Genomic DNA, 23,815 nt, shown 5'->3' with positions numbered 1-23,815 from the left:
TACCGAATTATCTCTATCTGCGCGAGGACGAAATGCGGTTACGTCTTGCTCACTGTAACTACCACTAAATACAACACCAAACTTACCGCCCGAATCAAGCTCCCAGTTATCACCCCAAGCACCCGATACCCTAGGAGTCACGCCATCTGTTGATAAGCTACTATCTTCACCTTGAACTCTAATTGAGCCTAGAGTTTCATTTAACTGTAACGGGCGAATTGTTTTAAGGTTTATTGTTGCGCCCACAGAGCCTTCGATTGTTTTTGCTTCTGGTGACTTAATTACTTCTACACCAGAGATGATTGCAGCTGATACATCTTCAAAACTAATGCCACTTCGTCCAGACCCTGAGCCAACTGTTGATACGCCGTTCACTTCAGTGCGATTAGCATTGGTACCACGAATTTGAACGCCCGTACCTACCCCTGCTTCACGAGTAATTTGAATCCCTGTTACGTTTTCAAGTACTTCTGCGAGGTTTTGATCTGGTAGCTTACCAATATCTACAGCCTCGATAATTTCAACAAGGCTATCTGCTGAACGCTTTTGTGCAAGCGCATTTGTAAGCGATTGTCGAATACCTGAAACCTCGATAACCTCAAGATCGTCTGCAGCTTTTTTTGGAGCTTCTTGCGCCTGTGTAGACAAAGACATACCAAGTGCGGTTGCCGATATAACTGCCAGTGTAATTTTAGATAACTTGTGACTCATAGTTTTTTTCCTGTGTGTGTGAAATGCTATGTTTAACCAGCTACTTTATTGTTTTTATTAAAAACCCTTAATTATTACAAACCCTTAACTTTATATTTACACCCAACCATAAAAAGGTCAACCTTTTGGTAATAAATTTAGATCAAATATTATGCAATATGTTATTACCAAAATAGAAAAACCTAACTGAATTTCAAGTTAAAAGCAAAACTTACGTTTTAAGTTGATGTTATTTATGATTTTTAAATTCTATTAGAAATAGGGCTGTCAATAACAAAGGTTAGAATAGTTATCGTTTTAAAAATGAAATAATTTAGGCAGGAGAAACCGATGATGTTGGGCGTGCTTAATAAACAGCATTATTGGTTAACCAATTTAATTGTTTTTAGTCAAGTAGCGTAATTCTGGAGTAAGTTTTTTTTTAGTACTGTCTGTTAGTGTTATCGAAAATATAAAATTGAAGAATTTAGGGATCAAAAAAGGCGGTAAAACCGCCTTTTTAATGAGATTTAATGTTTAACTATTATTACAGCTTGTAGCTTAAGCCTAAGAATAAGCGTGGGCCGTAGTCATTCACTTCACCTAAGTTTCCTTCAACAAAGAAATCTTGTGATTTAGGTGCGCTGAACAAGTTAATTGCTTCTGCTTTAACTCTAAAGTGCTCATCAATTTTGTATGATGCGCGCATTTCCCATACGCCTACGCCATCAACATAACGAAGTCGAGTACCATTTGTAGTATATGGTTGGAAATACTCACTACGATATTTGTAAATAACAGCAGTATCAAATCCACCAATTTGGTAGTACAGCTGGCTACTAAATACATGCTTTGAGAAACCAGGTACTGAAGCCGGCTCAATAATACCGTCAGTTAACTGTGTAGTATTACCATCTACGTCAGTCTCAAACGTATCGCCGTATAAGCTATCTTGGAACTCAAAATCAGTGTCTGCATAGTTGTAACCAAATTTCATACCGATGCCATTATCCCAGCGGTAAGAAAATGAAGCTTCTAGGCCTAGTATTTCACTGTCCTCGTCTGACGTAACAGAGTTAGTAATTGGTAGTGAAACTGTTTCACCGGCAACAGTAAAATCTTCAATTACTGTTTGTTGTTGAAAACCTCCATTGAACTGTTTGTAGTATAGGCTTAACGCTAAGATTGAATCTTCGTTAGGGTACCATTCAAACGCAGCGTCGTAGTTCCACGACATAAGCGGTTGAGTGTCTGGGTTACCAGAACCATTTACACCGACTAATAAATCGCTGATTGAAGTTGCTGTACCATCTTTATCTTCTTCGAACGTACGGCTGTATCCTAAATCAGATGGATCTGCACGCGACATACCACGGTATATACCTGCACGGAATAAAATATCTTCGCTGTAATCAATAACTAGGTTAAAGCTTGGTAAGTACTTAGTGTAGTCACCACCGCTTTTTATTTTATCCAGTGAACCGTTATCAGACTCACGCAGAGAAAGTACACCTGTGTCGCTTGTTACTACGTCAAAGCTATTTCTAAAGCCAATCGAAGTTACTTCTGTGTCTACAATACGAAGACCAAAGTTACCGCGAATGAATTTACCAAACATTTCAGTATCGTAGTTAGCCATTAAGTACACTGATGTTGTTTTTTCTGTTACATCAATTGTACCTGCATTTTCATATTCAACTTCTGGGTAAGCAAACACACCATCAGCGTTAGAACCAGCTACAGCTTGAGAGAAACATACGTTGTCGTATGTAGCCCATGATGAACCTGTACCGCTATCTACAACGTTACCGTCACTATCAACATTTGTTACAATATCGCCATCAGATACACTCGATAAAAAGCCTGATTCTGGAAAGTCGATTTGACAACCTTGTAATACGTCAAGCGCTTCAGTACCAGAGTCTAGTGTAAATTCATTTCTTGAACCGTTACCTTGGCTACCACCATACTGTAGGAAGGTCATTTCAGATGTTCTAATACCACCTTGTACACTGGTGAAAACGTTACCATCTAGCGCATAGTCAAAATCTAATCGTGCTGAGATAACTTCGTTTTCACGAACATTTTCACGGTCAAGTCGTGTTCTTAGGCTATCTGTAAAGTTTGAAATATCTGTTACGTCAAAGTCTGTTAATGTGAAATGAGGGATTTCATCGCCCATATCCCAAGAAAAGAAAGTTTGGCTTGAGGTTCTACCACGGTTAGATATTTGAAGTTCTTCGCGTTCTGTTTTTGAGTACGCTATATCTAAATCAACAGTTAATCTATCGGTAACTGTATGTTCTATATTTATGCCATAACCTTGATAGTTTTCTTCACGAGAAAATTGCTCACCCGCTGATTCAATGCGCTCTTCACCTTCCCAGTGCAAAATACCGCCTACATCGTTAGTTACAAGTGTTGGACCGGTTACACCTGGTGTAGCACGTTTTTGTAAAAAGATTAAATCGTGACGTGCTTCTTGTTGTGTTCTATCTGAAATTTGTGCATCAAAGTTAACATCCCAATCAGCTGACGGTTGGTATTGCAGTGCAAAAAATACTGCATCACGTTCATCAGATGTCTCGTTTTGACGAAAGCTTCGGCTACTGCCAGTCCAAGCATACGGAGTACCATCGCTTTCGGCTTTACCCGTTTCAGGATCAATTTTGGTTTGGTAGCCTTGGTTTTTTAATTTGTCGCCACTAACTTGGTCTTCACAGTCGCCTGCACTACTACGATAAAAACCTTCATTGGTATTAGTCGGATCGTTTAAACACGCCCACAATGAAGAACCTGATGGGCTAGAGCTTCTGTATTCTGCTTCTGGTTGACTAATTTCTTGGCGCTGCACACCAAAAGACACACCAACGGCTTGGCCGTTATCAAATTCAAACTGGTCAACATAACTAAACGTGCCACGGTAACCCGCGTCACTTTGCAGCGAGTTATCTACATTACCTTCGTCTGGGTTGTAATTTAGTTTAACTTCAGCTGATACACGTTGCTTGCCAAAATCAAGTGGAGTTATAGTTTCAAGTGCAATAACACCTGCAACACCACCTTCAATCATTGACGCATCTTGCGTTTTATAAATTGCTACTTTTTTTACAAGTTCAGACGGAAACTGCGAAAAGTTAACTGAGCGGTCACCACTACCATTAGTCGCTTCACGACCATTGATATGCGTTGCACTTAAAAATGGACCAAGACCACGAATAGTGATTTCTGTTGCACCACCGTTTTCACGGTGAGATGCAGCACCTGTAATTGATTCCAGTGCTTCACCGATAGACAGTGCTGGTAAATCACCAATATCTTCAGATGACAGGCCATCAACTACCGTTGTTGCTTCACGTTTAATTGCTATTTGGTCTTGAATCGTTCTACGTGTACCTGTAACACTAATTATTTCAACGTCTTCTTCAACTTCTGTCGCTTTTCCCTGATCTTCCTGTGCGCTTGCTGTAAATACGCAAGAACTTGCCATACCTGCGATGACCGCTGTTCTTACCCATTTTGCAACTGGGCGCATTGCAAACTGCCCTGTTGTAGAATTATTGTTATCTCGTGACTTCAACGACATTTGAATTCTCCGCTGGTTGTTGTTGTGTGATTTTAGTGTGTTAGCTTGTTATGCTTATGTATATTTTATGTGACCTTTGACGTTAATATACTTAAAGGCAGCACGATGATCAACCAATTTGACGTTTTAATATTACCATAAGGTATACCAATTTTAACTTAGCGGCATTACCAGTAGGTCAGGCAGGTTTTTTACTAGAATATAAACCGCTCTAAACTAGTTTATAAATGGGTAATGTAGGTTGAGAAAAGTGTGGTGATTATTAATAAATAATAAAAAAGCCCCAAATTTGGGGCTTTTAAAAGTTAACTGATTAATTGGTTACTTAATCGTTTTGTATTTTCCATGTAGATCCAACACCTACTTCAGATGATTGAATATAATGAAGACCTTTAGCACCTGCCTCTGCCTGAAGGCCTGCAGGGTCAGTTTCTAATAACGTACTTGCTGCTGTAACGTACTCAAGCACTTCTTTACCGTTAGTTGCTGGGTCTTGGTCAATTGCACCATCAGTATCGAATGCGCCATTACCATTTAGTTTTCTAATTTCAACCCAGTCACCGCTTGCATCGCCTGATACTCGACTATCCATATAACCAAAGTTGTTACTTAGCAGCGAGCTATCATGATTAATTAAGTCACAGTCATATTCAAAAGCATGGTCACTATCAAGTGTATTTGGGTAAAATAGGCCTTGAGTTGTAGCACTGCTGTTTATTGTATCTGCGTCTGTTTGATCGCCTAAACCGTTTGCAATTAAATTTCCATTAAAGTTTATAACAAACGCATTTTTGGTTAGGCCGTATAGTACCGGCGCATTCGCTGCGGTTAACTCATCACAATCACTTGTTGGTGCTTTAGAGCCTATTTCTGTACTAAATACAATAGGTTGCTGTGAATTCAAAACTGTATTATTTGTTACATTTAGTGTAAAGTCGCCAGCCGCATCAAGTACAGCTTGGTTACCCGAGTTTGGCACACCGCCGTCAGCTTGCGAAAATGGATTTGCCGTAAATACAATACCGCCCGCTTCTTTATTACCAGAACGAATACCTGCAATGTAGTTGTTACTCACGGTGTGACCAAGTGGTGTAATCATCACGCCTACAGGTCTATCGCTTGAGCTTTCAATATCTGTGGTACGAATAATAATGTTGTCTGTAACACTATTAAATCCACCATCTTCTAATGAAATACCACCATTAGGATTTACGATTGTATTGCCTTTGATGGTTGCACCAGAAGTTTGTACACGCATTAAACGACGACCTGTTACAAAGTTTTCTACGCGGTTATACTGAATAGTAAAGTTTGGATTATCACTGTCACTAAATAAATTATATTGAATAACGTGATCAGAGCTTGATGATGATATTTTTATCACAGACCCTTTTTCTGCTACATTTCGATTAGAGAATGTATTTCGCTCAACCAATGCGCTTTGACCTTTTATCATCAGCCAATGGTATTCAGAGTTATTGAGTGTAGCTTCCTCTCCATCCATCGTGTTTTGCGAAAAAGTAAAGTTATCGCCTTCTGAGTAAATAACAGCACCTTCTTCGGCTTCACAAAATGCACCCGCTTTAGTATCTATATTCTTAAAGGTAAGCCCTGTTAATCCAGCGCCATCTACTCCAGCAGCTACATGCACACATACTTCACCGCTAAGTACAGGAGTTTGACCTTCTACAGCGCGAAGCGTTACTGCACTGGTTAATAAAATTGCGTCCATATCAGCATAAACACCGGTGTTTAAGCCAATAACATCACCATCAGCTAAACCACCACTTATAGCACCAAGGAGTGCTTCAGGGTTACTAACTAATTGTGTGTAAACCAATGTATCAAGTGAGTTTGTAACCTCACTCGCAAAACCATCGTTATCTGTATACGTAGCTTTTACCGACATTATTGAGCCAGCGTAAGCAGAAGGTGTAAATGTTTTACTATTACTGTCGGCTACTTCAACGCCATCAGCAGACCAAGTATAAGTAACGTTTGCCTCTTCAACACCGTTGTTATCAGTTATCTCAGCGGTTAACTCGCCACTTGTCAAATAAGGCGCTACGCCCATAATGGCGACGCTACCNGGCTTCGTCAACCGCAACAGCAGAAACAGCAATTGTTTCCTCTGATGTATTATCCTCGATAAATCCATTATCATCTGTGTAAGCAACTTGAACACTTATCTTTTGACCTAAAAGTGATGCATCAACTGTAAAGGTGCTTTGTGTTGCGCCATCTATCTCTTGTGCGTCAGCAAGCCATTGGTAAGTAATATCTCCTGTTGCCCCGTCGGTATCAGCAACTTCTGCTGTTAATATATTACCAACGGTTGGCGTGCCACTAATTGTAACTTCGCCTTCTGAGTTTGTTCGTGCTACAACCTCTGTACCCGTTGAAGTCACAGACTCGTTAAACCCACGGCTATCTTCAAAAGATGCACTAACTGTTATAACTGTACCAAACTGTGCGTCTGTTAACGTGAGCGTTGAAAGTGCTTCATCTGCAATCTCTACGTCATCAGCAAACCATTTATAAGTTACTGTATCGCCATCAAAGCCATTTTCGTCAGCTACATTGGCTGTTAGTTGCGATCCAACTAGAGCGTCACCCGTAATAGTTAAACTTGCAGGGAATGCGATTGCGGCAACATCTGCGGTTGGATCTGTAATATGCGATTCATTAATACCGCCATCATCGGTATAAAGCCCTTGAACTGTAATTGGTAACCCTATCTGATCGTCAGTCAGTGTAAACGAAGCGCTATTTGCACCTGTAATTGCCTCACCATCTGCATACCAATAGTAAGTCACGTCACCTGAGATACCATCAGGGTCACTAACTTCAGCTGTTAATGTTTGTCCGCTTGTAACAGTTCCACTAAGAGCAATAGAGCCCAAGTTGTTGTCATTGTTGTTTGAGTTTGTGTCACAACCAACTATTGCAGCTGCAATAGCGCATAGCGCAAAATGTTTTAATTTCATGGTGGCTCTATTCTCCAAATTTATGGTTTTAATATTTGGTTATCTATTGTGTGTGTTACCAAATAAATCATGCGTTTATTACCAAATTCATTTAAATTGCAAATAAATTGTTAACCAACTTGGTAATATAACCATAATAAAATAACTTTTTCCACTATATCCACCCAATTAAATAACAACAAATAAACATAAAGTTAACCCTGCACTGTTATCGCAGGTCAAAAATTGAATTCAATCATGCACAATTACTGAAAAAATACATAACCTTAGAGTAAAAAATTGGTTTTACATGGGGTTAAGTAAATCAGATTTATTTAATATATATGAAGTATTCTTATTTGAAGACTATAAGAAAATTAAGAAATGAAGTGAGTTTGTATAAAAAGGGTTATTTACAAAGAGAATAAAAATAAGGGTAAAGAAAGGGGCTATTTTTTGCCCCTTTTTTATTAAGTACTGTTTTATAAAATAGCGTTATTATAAAACTCTACAGGCTCATTTGAGCCCAAAGCAACAGGCACACGTTGATGCAAGCTAGTTGGCGCAATATCTAAAATACGCGTTCCTCTAGAGGTTGCTTTACCACCTGCGTTTTCAACTAAAAGTGCCAACGGGTTTGCTTCATAAAGCAGTCTTATTTTTCCGTTATCGTTACCACTGCGTTTATCTTGCGGATACAAAAATAACCCGCCTCGGCATAATATACGATGAACGTCGCCTACCATCGCTGCATTCCAACGCATTGAGCTTTTTTCAAAGCTTTCACAGGTGTAAAGCAATTTATCAAAATACACTTGTGTCGGTTCGTCCCAATAACGGTAGTTAGCCATATTAACGGCAAATTCACGACTCTGCTCTGGCACACTTAACTGCTTGTTTGTCAGTAGATAACCGCCATGCGTTGAGTCTAATGTATAACAACGCGTTGGACCGCCAGTACTCATTACAAGTAATGATGAAGGGCCGTATAACACATAGCCTGCACATACTTGATTTACACCAGGCTGACTAAATTGCTCGTCGCTGTCGAAGGCAACATCATCACGGGCTAAGTAAATAGTAAATATAGTGCCTATTTGCCCATTAACATCAATATTAGAAGAGCCATCTAGTGGGTCAAAAGCAACAATAAACTTACCTTCAGGATGGCCACCTACCGCATGATCTTCTTCCTCTGATGCAACTGATCGAACGCTGCTGTCGTCAAGCAGTATGTCTTTAAGTAGTTGGTTTGCAATTACATCTAGCTTTTTTTGAACTTCACCTTGGATGTTTTCATTCAATGTTGAACCTAAAACACCGGCTAATTCACCTTCGCTTACTCGAAAAGCAATTTCTTTACTGGTCGCTAAAATTGTGCGAATAAGTAAAATAAGATCGGTATCTACACCGTCTTCTTTTAATACTGTATTTAGTCTTTTCATGCGCTATACCTATTTACACAATTTAGATCGTCAAAGCATTGCTCTAGTCTTGCAACCATACTTTGCTCTGAATGACGCAACCATACGCGAGGGTCATAGTATTTTTTGTTTGGCTTATCATCCCCATCAGGGTTACCAATTTGCTCTTGTAGGTATGCTTGGTTATCTTTGTAGTAGTCTAAAATACCTGTCCAACACGCCCACTGCGTATCGGTATCAATATTCATTTTAACTACACCATAGGTTAAAGACTCTGCAATTTTATCGTACTCAGAACCACTACCACCATGAAATACAAAGTTAATTGAGTTGCTTGGTAGATTGAATTTTTCTGATACGTAAGCTTGTGAATCTTTTAAAATAGTTGGTGTAAGAACAACGTTACCCGGCTTATATACACCGTGAACATTGCCAAAAGACGCTGCAATTATAAAGTTGGGGCTAATACGACTTAAACGTTCATAAGCAAATGCAACATCTTCAGGCTGAGTGTATAAAGAAGAGCTGTCTAGGTGTGAGTTATCAACACCGTCTTCTTCGCCGCCCGTGCAGCCAAGCTCAATTTCAAGCGTCATACCTATTTTTGCCATACGCGTTAAGTAACGTTCACAAATTTCGATATTTTCTTCTAAAGGCTCTTCTGACAAATCAATCATATGCGAGCTAAACAGTGGTTTGCCAGTCAGTTCAAAGTGTCTTTCACCTTCATCAAGCAAACCATCAATCCAAGGTAGTAGCTTTTTAGCTGCGTGATCAGTATGAAGCATCACTGCTACTTCATAATGTGCTGCCACTGAATGTACATATCTTGCAGCACTTACCGCCCCAAGCACTGCTGATTGTTGCTCTGGTAAAGATAAGCTTTTACCACAAAAAAATTGAGCTCCACCATTAGAAAGCTGAATAATAACGGGCGAGTTTTTCTTTTTAGCAGCTTCTAGCGTTGCATTTATAGATGTTGTACTAACAACATTTACCGCTGGCAACGCATATTGATTAGTACGCGCATGTTCATACACAGCACTTACTTCATCGCCAACGATTACGCCTGGCAGTATTGTTGGAGCTAAATAATTCATTTATGAAATCCTTTCTATTTTAAAGCCTGGATACAAGAATCAGTAATTGCTTGCCAATTTTCTTGTTCAACCCACTCTTTTTTCGCTATCCAAGTACCGCCAACGGCGAATACATTATTTAAAGAAAGATAGTCCATTTTGTTACTTTCGCTAACGCCGCCTGTAGGGCAAAAGCTGACTGCTCTAAATACTGACGACACAGCTGATACAAAAGGTGCTCCACCGGCAAGCGATGCTGGGAATAATTTTTGCTCTTCAAAGCCATATTCAAGCGCCATTAAAATATCACCGGTGTTTGATACACCAGGAAGTACCGGCACATTACATTTAGCAAGTGCTGTAAGTAGCGCAGGAGAAACCGCTGGCGTTACAATAAAGTCAGAACCCGCTTCAAGTGCTTGCTCTAAAATGTCAGTATTTATGACTGTACCCGCACCGACTTTTAGCTCTGGCACTTGCGCCTTAATAGCTTTTAATGCTTCTAAAGAAGCTTCTGTTCTTAGCACTACTTCAACTAAAGTAAGGCCGGCGTTAGCCATAGCTTTCGCTATTTGAACACCTTGCTCTGGCGTATCAGCTTGAATTATAGGTAGCAGTGTTTGTCCTGACATAAGTTCAGAAAAGCGAGTCATAACGTTGTTCCTTTATAAAAAGTAATGCGGCCGAGGTATGGCGGCCTTTAATGTTTGATTAACCTGAACTCTAGATAATAAATCTATCTCAAGCAGCTATTTTCAGCGCTAACTGCGTTGAATTTACTTGCAATAGGCCCGCTATTGACGCGTAAATTCGCCTTGTTTTCACTGAAAATCTCTAGCTAGAGAAAATAATTTTAAATATCACCATGATTCAATATGTTAGTAAATCTCTTAACCAGAGTTCAGGTTAATTATTTTGTTATACCAATTGCATTAAATTAATGAGCTATTATAGCGACAAGAAAATAGCTCAATAACAAGGCTAAAATTATGATACATAGTTGTTCTATATAAATAATTTTTAACGTAGTTAGTGAGTTATTTAATACGCTAAGGTGATCATGTTTTTAATAAAATTGGTATCAGATCCCAGCTTTAACCATTGCTAGCTGAAATATATCTTTTGGAGCAATAGCGCCAGGCTGTTGTATAACAGCACCTGCTGCTTTTGCAGCAAGTTGTACAGCACTCGAAATTGGTTTATCAGATAAACGAGCACCTAAGTAAACACCGTTAAAAGCATCGCCTGCGGATGTCGTATCTACAACATTTGTTACCGGTATTATAGTGTGGCTTTGAAGCGTATCGCCCTCTTTTGTCACTACCGATTCAGGGCCATTTTTAACAACAATTTCTTCAATTTGGTAAGGTTTTAAATATTCAACAACCGCTTCTACGCTATGAACGTCATAAAGTGTTGTTAAATCTTCAACGCCAGGTAGGGTAATATCTGCAAGCGTAAAGGCTAAATGATATTGCTCTTTAGTTTCCTCTACACTATTCCACAAACGCGCTCTGTAGTTCGGATCAAAAACTATTTTAACCCCAGCATCTTTGAGCTGCTTTACAACTTTCCAAAAATGCTCACGTGCACTTTCTTCAATTATTGCTAATGAAATTCCTGAAAAGAAAAACATATCACCTTGGCTAAGCTGCTCGAGTGCATCAGCATCTAAAAAATCAACAACCTTTTTAGCTGCAGAATCATTACGCCAATAAATAAAGCTACGCTCACCATGCTCATCGGTTTCTATGTAATACATGCCAGGTACTTTGGTATCGTGAGCAAATACGAGTTGTGTATTTATTTGTTCACTTTCAAAGCGTTCTAGCATTTTTTTACTTAAATTATCTTGACCTAAAGCCGTAACAACCGAAGTAGTAACCTGCGGGAAGCAACGTTTTAAATACACTGCAGAATTATAAACATCGCCTGCAAATGATTGGTGTAGTGTGGCTGCGCTCATAGCTCTAAGCTCGACCATGCATTCACCGATAAAGTAAATATTTTTCATCTTGGAAGTTACCCTATGTAGTTAACTGCTATGCGCTTATACAAAACATATTGGCATAGCAGTTATTATCTAGATTATTGAGGCTTTTTAAGAGGTTCTATTTTTGGAATTAAAATCCAAACAGCTGCCATTGCTATAATGGCTAAAGAAGCACCAATAACAAATGCTGGCGTATAGTTACCATCAGCAGTAAGAATAGGCACAAGCGATGTAAGGCCTACAGCACCAAGTTTTGCCGCCATACCAGAGAAACCTGATAATGTACCTACAGCTTTTTTGCCTAACAAATCACTTGGTAGTGTTTGCACATTACCAATTGCAGTTTGAAAACCAAATAATATAACAGCCATAATTAGTACCGCTGTCGTTGGTCCGCCTGGATTTGCCATTGCAAGTAACGCAGGTAACATAATTAAACAGCCCAGCGTTATAGTTAGCTTACGTGTTTTATCTGTATTCCAACCGGCTTTGAGTCGGTTTTGAGCTAATAAGCCACCAAACCAAGCACCAAACATAGCGCCAACATAAGGTACCCAACCATATATACCAATAGACTTAACATCCATGCCGTATACTTCGTTTAGGTAAATAGGTATCCAAAAAACAAATAACCACCAAATAGGGTCAATCGCAGCAGAGGCAATAATTACACCCCAGCTTTGCTTACGAGAAAGTAACTCAGCAGTTGAAGGGTTATATTCTTCTTCGTCTTCACCTGTTACATCGCCATTATCATCAACACGTCTTTGACCTGTTAAGATATATTCACGTTCTTCGGCAGTAAGCCAAGGATGAGAGCTAGGCGGCGCTTTAACTAAAATTAACCAAGGCACTAACCAAAGAAAACCTAATACGCCCACAAAAACAAACACCATTTGCCAGCTAAAGTAGATAGTTAAATAAGCAATTAAGGGAATAGCAATAATACCGCCAATAGCAGCGCCAGAGTTAAAAATACCCTGTGCTAAGGCACGCTCTTTAGTAGGAAACCATTCAGCATTACCTTTAGCTGCGCCCGGCCAGTTACCGGCTTCTGCTACACCTAAGATTGCGCGAAAAATACTAAGGCTAAGTACACCTTGTGCAAATGCATGTGCAACGGTTGCAATAGACCAAACACCTATCGATAAAACAAAACCGAAGCGTGTGCCTACCCAGTCAAATATTTTACCAAATATGGCTTGACCAAATGCATAAGCAAATACAAACACAATTGAAATATTAGCGTATATTTGTTTGCGTTCTAGCGCTGATTCATCAGGAAATAAATCTTCAACAATGTCCGGCCAAAGCACACTAAGTGCTTGACGGTCGATATAGTTAATAATGGTAGCTAGCGCAATTAGCGCTATAACCCACCAACGTAAGCCTTTAAGTTGCATAATTAATCCTCAAGAAAGTCTTCACGCGCTGGGCTAAAAGTATCAATCAGGATTCCGCCTGTTGGGCAGGTAGCTCCATGATCAGCAAATGGTGGGATTAAGCAGCTATCACCCGGTTTTAAGATTTTAGTGACGCCATCAATGTTAAAGTGGAACTCACCTTCAACAACATACGTTACTTGAGAATGTCTGTGAGCATGGTTATAACCAATAGCCCCTTTCTCAAACCAAATTTTAACAGCCATTAGCTCTTCGTTATAACCTAGCATTTGACGTTTTAGACCATTTCCTAAATCTTCAATTTCGGTCTCGTTGCCAAATGAAAAGTTTGCGCTTTGCTTTTGCATCCTATTTACTCCTGATTATTGTTCATCATATAAACGCCTAATCGGCCATTTAAAGTGAACTCTTTATTTTGATAATTGAATGTATTTTTAGCTGAGGTTGGTGCTTTATTAATAGCCACTAAATATGACTTGCCTTTAATATCAAGTTCAACAAGTGTTAAATCGCCCTGCTGACTATATTCAAGCTTTGTAACTCTACTAACAGCTTCTAACGTATATTCTTTACTTGGATTGTATTCACCGTGAGGCTCTAATACAGATATAAATTTATGATGCTTTTGACCCTCAACACGACGAATAAAACCGTTTTCGTTGCGTAAGTTAAAATCAGGGTCGTTTGCGCCTATTTGAGTAAACAAGAAAGACTCATCACCTTTAACCAAACTCGTTTGCGTATAAAAGCGACCATTTTCGTTTAACCACGTTACTTTAGCTAAACCACTTTGAGGTTGCGCTTGAGCTTTAAGCCATAGATGCTGGTAGCCATTTTTAGTACCTAATGCAGACAGTTGTGTTGCATTTGCTTTTAACTCAAAGCTGGTATCGATAAGCTGACCTTTATAATGCAAAGGCAAGTCAAGTTGATGCGCTTTATTTGCAGCAACATCAAATATATCAAGTGCAACGGTGCTTTGTAGTTCAGGTAAGTTAATAAGTGCAAGCGTACGCTCAAGATCAACGCCTTTATAAGCTGTGCTTATTTCGCCGCTTGAAACCGTGCCGTATTCATTCGTTTCGAAAAAGTTAAGTGTAGGGTAATTACTATTTCCTACTTCAACATTTGCATTAAAATGCGTTGTTTCGTCAACCACTACCGTATTGTGCGCAACCGTGTGTTTAGCATAAGTTTCGTTTTCAGGTAAATAACGACCGCCATATTTAGCTTCTACATTTAAAAAACGTGCTGCGCCATAATCAGATACAATTTCATTACCGTGGTCGTAAAATTGCCATGTTAGTTTATCAAAATGACCGTGACCTAAGCCTTGTGCAGCAGGTTTAAATAGTAGCGCTTGATCGCCACCTACCTGCGTTCTCATTACAACTAGAGCACCTTGTTTACCGTCATTACCATCGCCGAAGGCAACAGACTTAAACGAATAAGGTTTTGCCATGTTGTTATCAAGTGCTTGAGCTACTTTTAGTCCATCACCAGAGAGAATTATTTGGTCTTGTTGCTTAGCAATATCTAAATAACCCGCATCGTTGGTTAAGCCATATGCTGCCGTTACACCATTAACTAACTCAATAGTATCGATACCTTTACTTTTTATTGCATCGTTAATTGGGAAAAACAAACCGTTGTAGCTAAGTTGAATCGTCGTATCAATCGCTTTTAATAATATGCCATCGCGATATTCAAAGATTTTTCGTTGTGGTTCGTTGTTTTCAATCGCTTTAGCAAACGTTACAAAGGGTAATAGTGCAAAGCGTTGATAGTAAGGACCTTCGTTATAGTAACCTTGTGGTGAAAACAGCATTTCTAGCTGCTTAATAAAGCCACCTTTACCCGACTTTTCTAAATCGTATAATGATTTTTCTACCCACTCAGGTTCACCTAATACATACCCTGCCATGCCAACACCCGCTGTTGCCCATGTTCCATGGTTATGTACTTTATTAAATGTAGAGGGTTGGCCTACTGATGTGAACAACGAAACAGGACGTAGTAAGTCATCCTCGATTGTTTTAATGTTATCGGCATTTAACGAGTCATGAATTAGATCATAAGCTTGTATTGTGTACACAAGCCACATTGCTTCATTTAGGCTTTGCCAAAAAAACTTACCTGGATTTTGCGAATCCATTTTACGTTTTGGATGCAGACCAAGCGTTGGGTATAATTTTGCATACTCAAGCAACATATCACGCACGTAATTTGCATATTTATCATCTTGGCTTAGTTGATAAATGATGCCTGCGTTATACATAAGCTGATAATTTTTTTTGTGGCGTTCATGTGTATAACCACCACCACCATCTTTTGGTACAGGTACCGCAATTGGTTGAGCTATTTGTTCGTCTACTTGCGCTTTTAATAGCTCAAACGCAGTAGAAAATTTACCTTCGCTGCCTATTGCTTGACGCATATGACTTACGTCATCAGTAGTAATTACTAAGTTTGGGTGCGCTGCATGCGCACCCAATGATGTAAGTAATGTAAGTGCTGCTACAGCCGCTATTTTAAAACCTGTTTGGCATTTTAATAAGTACATAGTATTTACCCTGCCTTATTTAAAATGTTGTTATTTTTTAATACTGCTGTATGTGGGCCTTTAACTCTTAGTTCTTTAACACTTGGTGCTTTAGTTACATCAAATGTATTATCTGAAATTTCAGTTTTAGGCTCGCCTACTGTGTGCTCTACAACAATAGGAGCAGATTTAACAAATTTATTATCTTTGATATTAGTAACCTGAACACCGTGAACATAAATGCTCGCTTGCTCTTTGTTACGCTTACCAAGGCCGACGTTATTAAGCGTGTTATTTGTCATTTCAAAATGAGGGCCAAATGTACTTTCATCAGTACCACCACGGTAAAGCTTAAGTACACCGCCTTGCACATCATTAAATGTATTATTATTTACAATAACGTATTCCGCGTTATAAACACCTAAGTCTTCAATTTCAGTATTTAGACGTAAAATGTCACCTGTTACTGTATTAAAGGTATTACCTGTAACAATAATTTCGTCAGCCATTGCACCTTTACCAGTGATAAAGAAATGGAATGAATGATTAATATCTAAAGCATTTAACTCTGAGTTGGTCATTACAAAGCGGTAATTATCAACCATACCCCATTTTTGCGTACGAACAATGCTGTTACCTATTGCATCTGGCGCGTTTTCACCTGAAATAGATAAACCATCTAGTTTTAAGCTGCCGCCATCATGTATTTCAAACAAGGTAGAGCGTTGAAAAGTAAGTTTAGACTTTGTGTTCTGCTTTGCTTTAATTGTCAACGTTTTATCAATTTTAACCAGTTTAGAAACATCATACTGGCCAGGCGCTAGTTCTAGAACATCACCCGACTCTGCATTATCAATAGCGTCTAGTAATGCACTTACATCAGCTTTAACAGAATGTGTCTTACCAGAATCAAAATCAACTAAAGCAGGTACTTTTGCATACCAGCTAACACCGGTATCTTCTTTTTTAAGTACTTTTAAATCGCGCTTTGCACCTACATTTAAACTTTTAGATGTTGTGTAAAGTAGACCATTACTTGCTTTTTTAAGCGTGATTTTTTCTTTTTTTACACCGTACGTTAGCTCAGAAAGTACTTTTGTATCAGCAATGTTGTTACTTAGTACCAGCCCGCTTACATCATCAAATGTTGTAAATGGCTGTTCACCATCTTGATTTATAATTAAGTTGTTTTTCATTACGCTATCTTTAGGTGCAGCGCTACGCTCAGCATCGCTACCAGCGGCAAGTTGAATATGACGCACATTTATAAATGTGTTGTTTTCAATTGTCGCATTTTCAACTTGGTGATAACGATTTATAGATGAATTTGGTACGCCGTTCATCACAGTAAAACCACTGCCAAAACGATACCCTGTTAGACCTTGTAGGTAGTTATTTCTTACAATTTGGTCTTTATTGATAACGCGAATACCACCTGTGTGGTCAACACCATTACCAATAAAAATATTTTCTTCTATAAGGTTACCGTTACCATGGCGCAGCGTTAATGTACCGCGCGCTTCATAAAATACGTTATTACGAAGGATGTTTTTACCTGACTTAACCGACACAATTTCTACTTCACCATTGGTGCGTTCAAAATAGTTATTTTCTACCAATGTATGCGAATCAGTTAATGAGTAATGGCTGGNAACCAAAAGTTGGACGGTAGCCAAAATAGTTGTTGTCTATGCGGTGATAGTTTTCCTGACTTGCTTGAGTGTTTAAACGAACAGCAACTGTCACACCTTTATTTCGTTTGCCAACTAAATGACTATGATCAAAGCGGTTATGTTGTCCATATAATGCAACCCAATAATCAGACTCTCGTTTGTCTGGATTACTGTAATTATCGATTACTGTTTGAGTAACTCGTGAATTGTAGGCTAATTCATTTTTATTTTTACGAAACTCTATTACAGCTGAGCTCGGTGTGTAGCCGTCTTTAAATACTAAACCTGAAGCTTCAAGGTATTTACCTGCAAGTCTTAGGTTCGATTGACCCGATAAAATTACTTTACCGTTAGTTTCAGCGGTCAATAAAATAGGAGAGTTTTTTGTACCTTGGCCTTCAAGTAGGATTTCGAAGTCAGACCAAGTACCATTTTTAAGTACTACTTTGTCGCCAGCAACTAGATTAGCTGCGATATCATTAAAAGCTTGTTTACTTTCTACAAAATAATCTTTGGCCGCTATTTGTGTGGATATGCAACCGATGAGAACTAGACTAAGCTTTATTGTGTTAATCAAACGCATAGTTAACTCTTTTTCGTTGTGACTGAAAGTAGTGCTTCATCAGAATTTAAAAAAGCTGACATTGCACAAAGACTTTAGTCAATTGGTGTCATGTGTGTTAAAGCGCCTTAAGCCAAAAGCTTAAAGCGCTCAATAAGGTCGAGAAGTATTACTTTTCTAGCTTTTTGAAGTAATCAAAAATTTCAGGAACGTTACCTTGACCCATACCAGCGTCAAACGCTGCTTGTAGGTTAGCTGATGAACCTTCAGCGATTTTTGATTCAGTACCTAGGTCTTCTACCATTTGTAGGAAGTAGCCTAAATCTTTGTTTGCATTAGCAATCGAGAAACCAAGGTCGCTAACATTATCAACTGCATAGTTTTTACAAAATTGCATAAACGGTGAGTTAGATGGACCAGTCGACATGATGTCAAAAAGTTGTTGACGGTCAACACCAGCAAGCTCTGCAACTGCAAATGCTTGTGACATAGCACATACTGTAGTCATGCCCATGAAGTTGTTGATAAGCTTAGTTGTATGACCTGCACCTAGCTCGCCAAGATGGAAAACGTTTTCACCTTGATCTTCTAGTACTGGTTTAACTTTATTGAATGTATCAATATCGCCTGCAGCCATGATGTTTAAAAGGCCGTCTTTAGCATGTGCTGGTGTACGACCAAGAGGAGCATCAATCATGCCTGCGCCTTTAGCTGCTAAATCAGCACCAATTTTTTTAGTAGATGATGGAATAGAAGTACCAAAATCAACTAGTACTGCACCTTCTTTAATACCCGCTAGGATACCGTCTTCTGCATAAATGATTTTTTCTACAACGGCAGAAGTTGTAAGACAAAACATAACAATATCTGAACCTTCAGCTAGCTCTTTAGCAGTGCTTGCTGTTTTTGCGCCTCTAGCGACACATGCTGCAACCGCATCTTTGCTAAGGTCCATAACAATTAGCTCATAGCCTTTGTTTTGTAAATTTTCGGCCATGTTGCCGCCCATTAAGCCTAAGCCGATGAAACCGATGACTGGTTTTGACATGAATAACTCCTAAATATGTGGCGCATACTTTTATAAGAACAAGTAAAATCTACTTTAAAATACGCTGTGTCTTTGTTTCAATTTGTAGAGTAACTTTAAGCTTGAGTTATTTATAAATTAACCTGTGCAAAACGTAACTCTGATTAATTACCAATACATTGTATTCACTCAAACCAAGCAACTTACCAATTGGTATGCAAAAACTGTATTACCATACGCCTTTTTTGTCAACCAATAAGTTAACCAAGTAAATCCCATATTTTTACAAATTACATACAAATAAATTTAATATCAATCAAAAACAAATAGTTAGATACAACAAACCCAATCAGATATAGGTTAACTTTTGTTGAACAATCAGTAACTTTTTTATATTAATAGGTTGACCAATAATTGAGTGTTCTTTATTTAAATATGCAAAATTCAATAAAATGGTTCATTAATTGGTAATTTACAGTTGATGTTATTGGTAAAATTATAAAGGCCATACGTGAACAGCTTCCAACTCTAAATGGTTTTGAGGTTGTGATTTGTACGTAACGCCTACATATATGGCTAATACATATAAAAACCACAAAATGCGCTTAATAATAGCGCTTAGTTAAAAATATACTGAACTTTGAAAAATCACTAAAGGAACTGAATAATGCGTTTATTACATACTATGCTGCGTGTAGCGGATTTAGACAAATCAATTGCTTTTTATACTGAAGTATTAGGTATGAAAGAGTTACGACGCGCAGACAATGACGAGTATCGATATACATTGGCTTTTATTGGGTATGGAGATGAGAAGGACACGACAGTCCTAGAATTGACATATAACTGGGATGAGGATAGCTACGACCTGGGTAATGCTTATGGCCATATAGCCATCGAATTTGATAATATTTACAAAGCCTGTGCTGATATTAAGGCAGCCGGTGGTAATGTTAGTCGTGAACCTGGACCAGTAAAAGGCGGTACTACTGAAATTGCTTTTGTAAAAGACCCTGACGGTTATTCAATTGAGCTAATTCAGAAAAAAGATGACATGAGTAAATTTTAAATTATGTAAGTTATGGATGCTGGTTTAAATTAAAAAAGGTGCTTTTCAGCACCTTTTTAACGCAACTGACTATCTTTACTGCCACGTCTATTAAACGATTTAGCGCTAGCATCATTACCTTCTATTGCAGCTTGGCATTGCACACAGTAGCATACACCCGGTAACGCAAGCCTTCGTGCTTGTGGGATTTTCTCATCGCACTCATCACATAGCTCTGCACTTGCGCCAGATATTAAATTGCTTCTTGCATACTGTACGGCGTCATTAACACTCGCATCAATTTGATCTTGAATTGCACCGTCTCGTGCCCATCCACTTGCCATAAATCCTCCTAATAAAGTTGGATGTTTAAATTTATGCTACCAAATCGAATCTTTATAAGTACTGAATAAAAGAGCTAGGAATGTGATGCCCTTTGAAGGTTTAAGCTACGAAACTATATTTTATATCTGGTGGAAAGATGCTGTAGTTGCTCCTTGTAATCTACTTCACAAAAAGTTCAACACTCTACAATTAGGCAAAAAAAAGCAGCTAAAAAAGCTGCTTTATAATTTCAATGATTTATTTAAAAATTAAAGACTGTAGTCAACAACCTTCATACCTAATTTTTCGAGCTCTGGACGAAGTGTTTTAGCATCACCCACTACTAAATAAATCATGTCTTTAGTATTTAAGTGTTTTTTAGCTAAGGCGTTAACTTCTTCTTTGCTGATATTGCTAACAATCTCATTTCTTTCTTTTACAAAGCTAGGTTTTAAATCGAACTCTAATATTTGTGCTAAAAAGCCAAGTTTTGCATTAGGCGTTTCGTATTTAAGCGCATCTTTTTGATTGATAGCCTTACGCATAAACATAAGCTCTTCGTCAGTGACACCCTTTTGAGCATAGTTATTAAGCTCATTAGTAAACTCTGTAATAGATGCTGCAGTAGAGTCGGCTCTCACCGCTGCAGAAGCGGTAAAGCCACCTGATGTTTTATCACCCCAGAAACGAGAGCGAGCACCGTAAGTATAGCCTTTATCTTCTCGTAAATTTAGATTGATACGGCTGTTAAACGTGCCACCAAGTGCAAAGTTCATCAAGTTAGCTTTAAAGAACTCACCTGTAATATCTTCAACCATATCGCGTTTACCTATACGAATTTCTGATTGAGGAGCGTCTGGTTTATCAACCAAATAAATTACATTAGTTTCTACTTTAGGTTCACTGAAATCAACCGCTACTAAGCTCGATTTACCTTTCCAATTTGTAAGTGTAGCTTTAACTTTTGGTTCAATTGTTGACTCTTTTAAATCAGAAACAATAATTACTTGAGCGCCCTGCGGTTTAAAGTTTGCGTTATAAAAAGCTTTAACGTCAGCAAGTTTAATAGCCTCTATACTATTAAGCGTTCCAGTACTTGGAAGTGCAGCTATATTGTTGCCATATAGTAATTTACTATATGTATTAGATGCTAAATACCCAGCATCCTTCATTGAATGTTGAATATTTTGAATGATTTGCTTTTTATTACGCTCAAAGTCATCTGCATTAAATGCTGGTTTAAATAACTTTTCTTCGACAAGCTTTAGCGTTGCATCTACATTTTTGGTTAAGCTAGAAACATACACATTTGTATGTGTTTTATCTGAGTAGATACTTACCTGGCTACCTAGTTTTTCAAGCGCGTTACTCATCTGCTCTGTAGTGTAGTTTTGCGTTGACTCGCTCATTAACGATGCAGTTATTGATGATAAACCCACTTTACTAGCTTGCTCACTGTACAGGCCACCCGGAACTTTAATGAAAATAGCGGTAGTTGGCGTTTCTGTACTTTGAGTACCTAATATTTTAATACCGTTTTCGGTCTTAGTTTGCCAAAGAGTAGGAACATCAACAGCAGGATTTGCGCCGGCCTCTGGATGAGCACTTCGATCAAATGTATCAACAGCTCTTCGTGCCACTAAATCATCAGCTGAAGTTGTAGATGGACCTCCAAAATCATGCGATTTAGGCGTAAAGTTGTCTAGAGCAGCTATAAGTTGAGTTTGCCCTTCTGGAACAACACTCATAATAACGGCAGATTTACCTTTGATATATTGATTAAAAACACGCATAACATCAGCTTTTGTAACTTTGTTATAACGTGCAATCTCATCTTTAGCTGAATTTGGGTTACCTGTAAACGTTTCTGACGCGGCTAGTTGAGAGACTTTTCCTGATACGCTTTGCAGACCAAAAATTGCACCCGATTCTATTTTAGCTTTTACTTTATCTAAATCATCTTGTGTAACGCCACGCTCTTCAAATTCAACAAATGAATCACGAATGATTTTTTCCATATCAGCTAACGTTTTCCCTGCTGTAGGATTTGGTAAAGCATAAAGACTAATTGAACACGCTAACTCTTGGCATGGATGATTTGCACTTGCTTGAACAGCAAGTTGAGTTTTAACTAAGTTTTTGTATAGTAGTGAATTATTACCACCACCCAATATTTCAGCAAGTATATCAAGAGGTGCTTCATCTTCAGAGCGAGCGTAAGTAGTTGGGAAACTCATACTTAATAAAGGTAAATGTACCTTATCTTCCATTGAAATATATCTATCAGCATCTAGTGTTACAGCTGTTTTTTCTACTGTAGGGATTTTAGGGCCTTTTGGAATTGGTGCAAAGTATTTAGTAACTAATGGCAGTATTTCATTAGCGTTGATATCACCACCAATAGTAAGCGTTGCATTATTAGGACCATACCACTTTAAAAAGAATGCTTTTAAATCATTTACATTTACGCGATTAAGATCGTCCATAAAACCAATTACTGGCCATGAATATGGATGACCATCTGGATACATCGCTTGAGCAACACGTTCACCTAAACGACCATAAGGGCGATTATCAACACGTTGGCCGCGCTCATTTTTTACTGTTTCGCGTTGTACTTCAAATTTTTCTTGGGTTACAGCATCGAGTAAAAAGCCCATTCGATCAGCTTCTAGCCACAACATTTTTTCTAATTGATTTACAGGTACTGTTTCAAAATAATTTGTTCTATCTGAGTTAGTTGTACCATTTAAAGTACCGCCTGCTTCAGATATTATTTTAAAATGTTCCTCATCAGCAACATTCTCTGAACCTTGAAACATCATATGCTCAAAAAAGTGAGCAAAGCCTGACTTACCCAACTCTTCGCGAGCAGAACCAACGTGGTATGTTACATCAACGTGTACTAAGGGATCTGAATGATCCTCATGCACAATTACAGTTAAACCGTTATCTAGTTTATATTTTTTATACGGTATGTTGATTTCACCTGCATTAGATTTCACTGATTCAATAAGTGTAACGCCAGGAATTGATGTTTCTGTAACAATATTTTTATCAACAGCTTGAGTTGAGCTATTACATGCAGCCAACCCTGATGCAAGTAAAACAGCAAGTGCAATTTTTGTGAGTTTCATTTTTTAGTCCATATTTAAATTAACTCAATGAGTTTAAAGACTAATTAAAAGTACAACAAGGAATATGGAGCGATTATGGGTTTGGTTTTGTAACAAAGTGTAAATAGATTGATATAAAAATGAAGTGTAAAATGAGGGTATTAATTTGTGGTTTTATTCTAATAACACTGCACTTCCCTATCTAAGTAGTAAATGACATAGCTAAGAAATTGATACTCTTAATAACATCGTGCATATAGAGTGTTATGTAACACTGCTTTATACAATACTTAAAATAGTAAGTGGCGTCCCCAAGGGGATTCGAACCCCTGTTACCGCCGTGAAAGGGCGGTGTCCTAGGCCTCTAGACGATGGGGACACA

The 23,815-nt window shown here is 38.4% G+C and carries 13 protein-coding genes, 1 tRNA gene and 2 pseudogenes; 1 reads left to right on the top strand and 15 read right to left on the bottom strand.

The genetic code is table 11. The features are described from left to right. From L654_RS0114370 to L654_RS0114315, 12 genes and pseudogenes are all read right to left on the bottom strand, one after another. Positions 1–711 (bottom strand): TonB-dependent receptor plug domain-containing protein (locus tag L654_RS0114370; RefSeq protein WP_029753623.1); only part of this gene is annotated, 711 nt, incomplete at its 3' end. A 526-nt stretch (positions 712–1,237) separates the two neighbouring features. Then, a complete protein-coding gene (locus tag L654_RS0114365; protein WP_024608275.1) occupies positions 1,238–4,276 on the bottom strand; it encodes a TonB-dependent receptor in 3,039 nt (1,012 codons plus the stop codon). 325 nt (positions 4,277–4,601) lie between these two features. Then, a pseudogene (locus L654_RS01000000126135) lies at positions 4,602–7,263 on the bottom strand (poly(beta-D-mannuronate) lyase). 461 nt (positions 7,264–7,724) lie between these two features. Then, on the bottom strand, positions 7,725–8,687 hold the full coding sequence (locus L654_RS0114355) for a class 1 fructose-bisphosphatase (protein WP_024608274.1): 963 nt from the start codon (positions 8,685–8,687) through the stop codon (positions 7,725–7,727). Then, on the bottom strand, positions 8,684–9,766 hold the full coding sequence (gene fbaA / locus L654_RS0114350) for a class II fructose-bisphosphate aldolase (protein WP_007585332.1): 1,083 nt from the start codon (positions 9,764–9,766) through the stop codon (positions 8,684–8,686). Before fbaA ends, L654_RS0114355 begins: the two co-directional genes overlap by 4 nt. A gap of 14 nt (positions 9,767–9,780) precedes the next feature. After that, positions 9,781–10,398: a bifunctional 4-hydroxy-2-oxoglutarate aldolase/2-dehydro-3-deoxy-phosphogluconate aldolase gene (gene eda / locus L654_RS0114345; RefSeq protein ID WP_007585331.1), complete on the bottom strand. Its 618-nt coding sequence runs from the start codon at positions 10,396–10,398 to the stop codon at positions 9,781–9,783. Between the two features lie 428 nt (positions 10,399–10,826). Beyond that, a complete protein-coding gene (locus L654_RS0114340) occupies positions 10,827–11,759 on the bottom strand; it encodes a sugar kinase (RefSeq protein ID WP_024608273.1) in 933 nt (310 codons plus the stop codon). Positions 11,760–11,833: 74 nt separating this feature from the next. After that, on the bottom strand, positions 11,834–13,141 hold the full coding sequence (locus tag L654_RS0114335; protein WP_007585328.1) for an MFS transporter: 1,308 nt from the start codon (positions 13,139–13,141) through the stop codon (positions 11,834–11,836). A 2-nt stretch (positions 13,142–13,143) separates the two neighbouring features. After that, the gene (locus L654_RS0114330) at positions 13,144–13,488 is read right to left on the bottom strand and encodes a cupin domain-containing protein (RefSeq protein WP_002962963.1); all 345 of its coding nucleotides are present in this window, start codon (positions 13,486–13,488) and stop codon (positions 13,144–13,146) included. A 5-nt stretch (positions 13,489–13,493) separates the two neighbouring features. Further along, on the bottom strand, positions 13,494–15,704 hold the full coding sequence (locus L654_RS0114325) for a heparinase II/III family protein (protein ID WP_024591531.1): 2,211 nt from the start codon (positions 15,702–15,704) through the stop codon (positions 13,494–13,496). Positions 15,705–15,709: 5 nt separating this feature from the next. Then, positions 15,710–17,939, bottom strand: a pseudogene (locus L654_RS01000000126130) (polysaccharide lyase 6 family protein). A 148-nt stretch (positions 17,940–18,087) separates the two neighbouring features. Further along, a complete protein-coding gene (locus L654_RS0114315) occupies positions 18,088–18,966 on the bottom strand; it encodes an NAD(P)-dependent oxidoreductase (RefSeq protein WP_007585320.1) in 879 nt (292 codons plus the stop codon). Between the two features lie 646 nt (positions 18,967–19,612). On the opposite strand from L654_RS0114315, the gene gloA reads away from it, so the two are divergent. Then, positions 19,613–20,014 (top strand): lactoylglutathione lyase, encoded by a 402-nt coding sequence (gene gloA / locus L654_RS0114310; protein WP_024608272.1) that lies wholly within the window; start codon positions 19,613–19,615, stop codon positions 20,012–20,014. Between the two features lie 56 nt (positions 20,015–20,070). Here the strand turns inward: gloA and L654_RS0114305 are convergent, their stop codons facing one another. The 3 genes from L654_RS0114305 to L654_RS0114290 form a co-directional block, all read right to left on the bottom strand. Next, complete coding sequence (locus tag L654_RS0114305) at positions 20,071–20,337, bottom strand: DksA/TraR family C4-type zinc finger protein (protein WP_024608271.1); 267 nt, start codon at positions 20,335–20,337, stop codon at positions 20,071–20,073. Between the two features lie 249 nt (positions 20,338–20,586). Next, complete coding sequence (locus tag L654_RS0114295) at positions 20,587–23,454, bottom strand: pitrilysin family protein (RefSeq protein ID WP_024608270.1); 2,868 nt, start codon at positions 23,452–23,454, stop codon at positions 20,587–20,589. A gap of 282 nt (positions 23,455–23,736) precedes the next feature. Next, positions 23,737–23,812 (bottom strand) — tRNA-Glu (locus L654_RS0114290). Between the last annotated feature and the right edge of the window lie 3 nt (positions 23,813–23,815).

The organism is Pseudoalteromonas sp. TAB23, from assembly GCF_000498075.1.
In the GTDB taxonomy this organism is placed as follows: domain Bacteria; phylum Pseudomonadota; class Gammaproteobacteria; order Enterobacterales; family Alteromonadaceae; genus Pseudoalteromonas; species Pseudoalteromonas arctica.
Note: the sequence above shows the minus strand (reverse complement) of the source record. Positions and strands in the feature narration are given on the sequence as shown.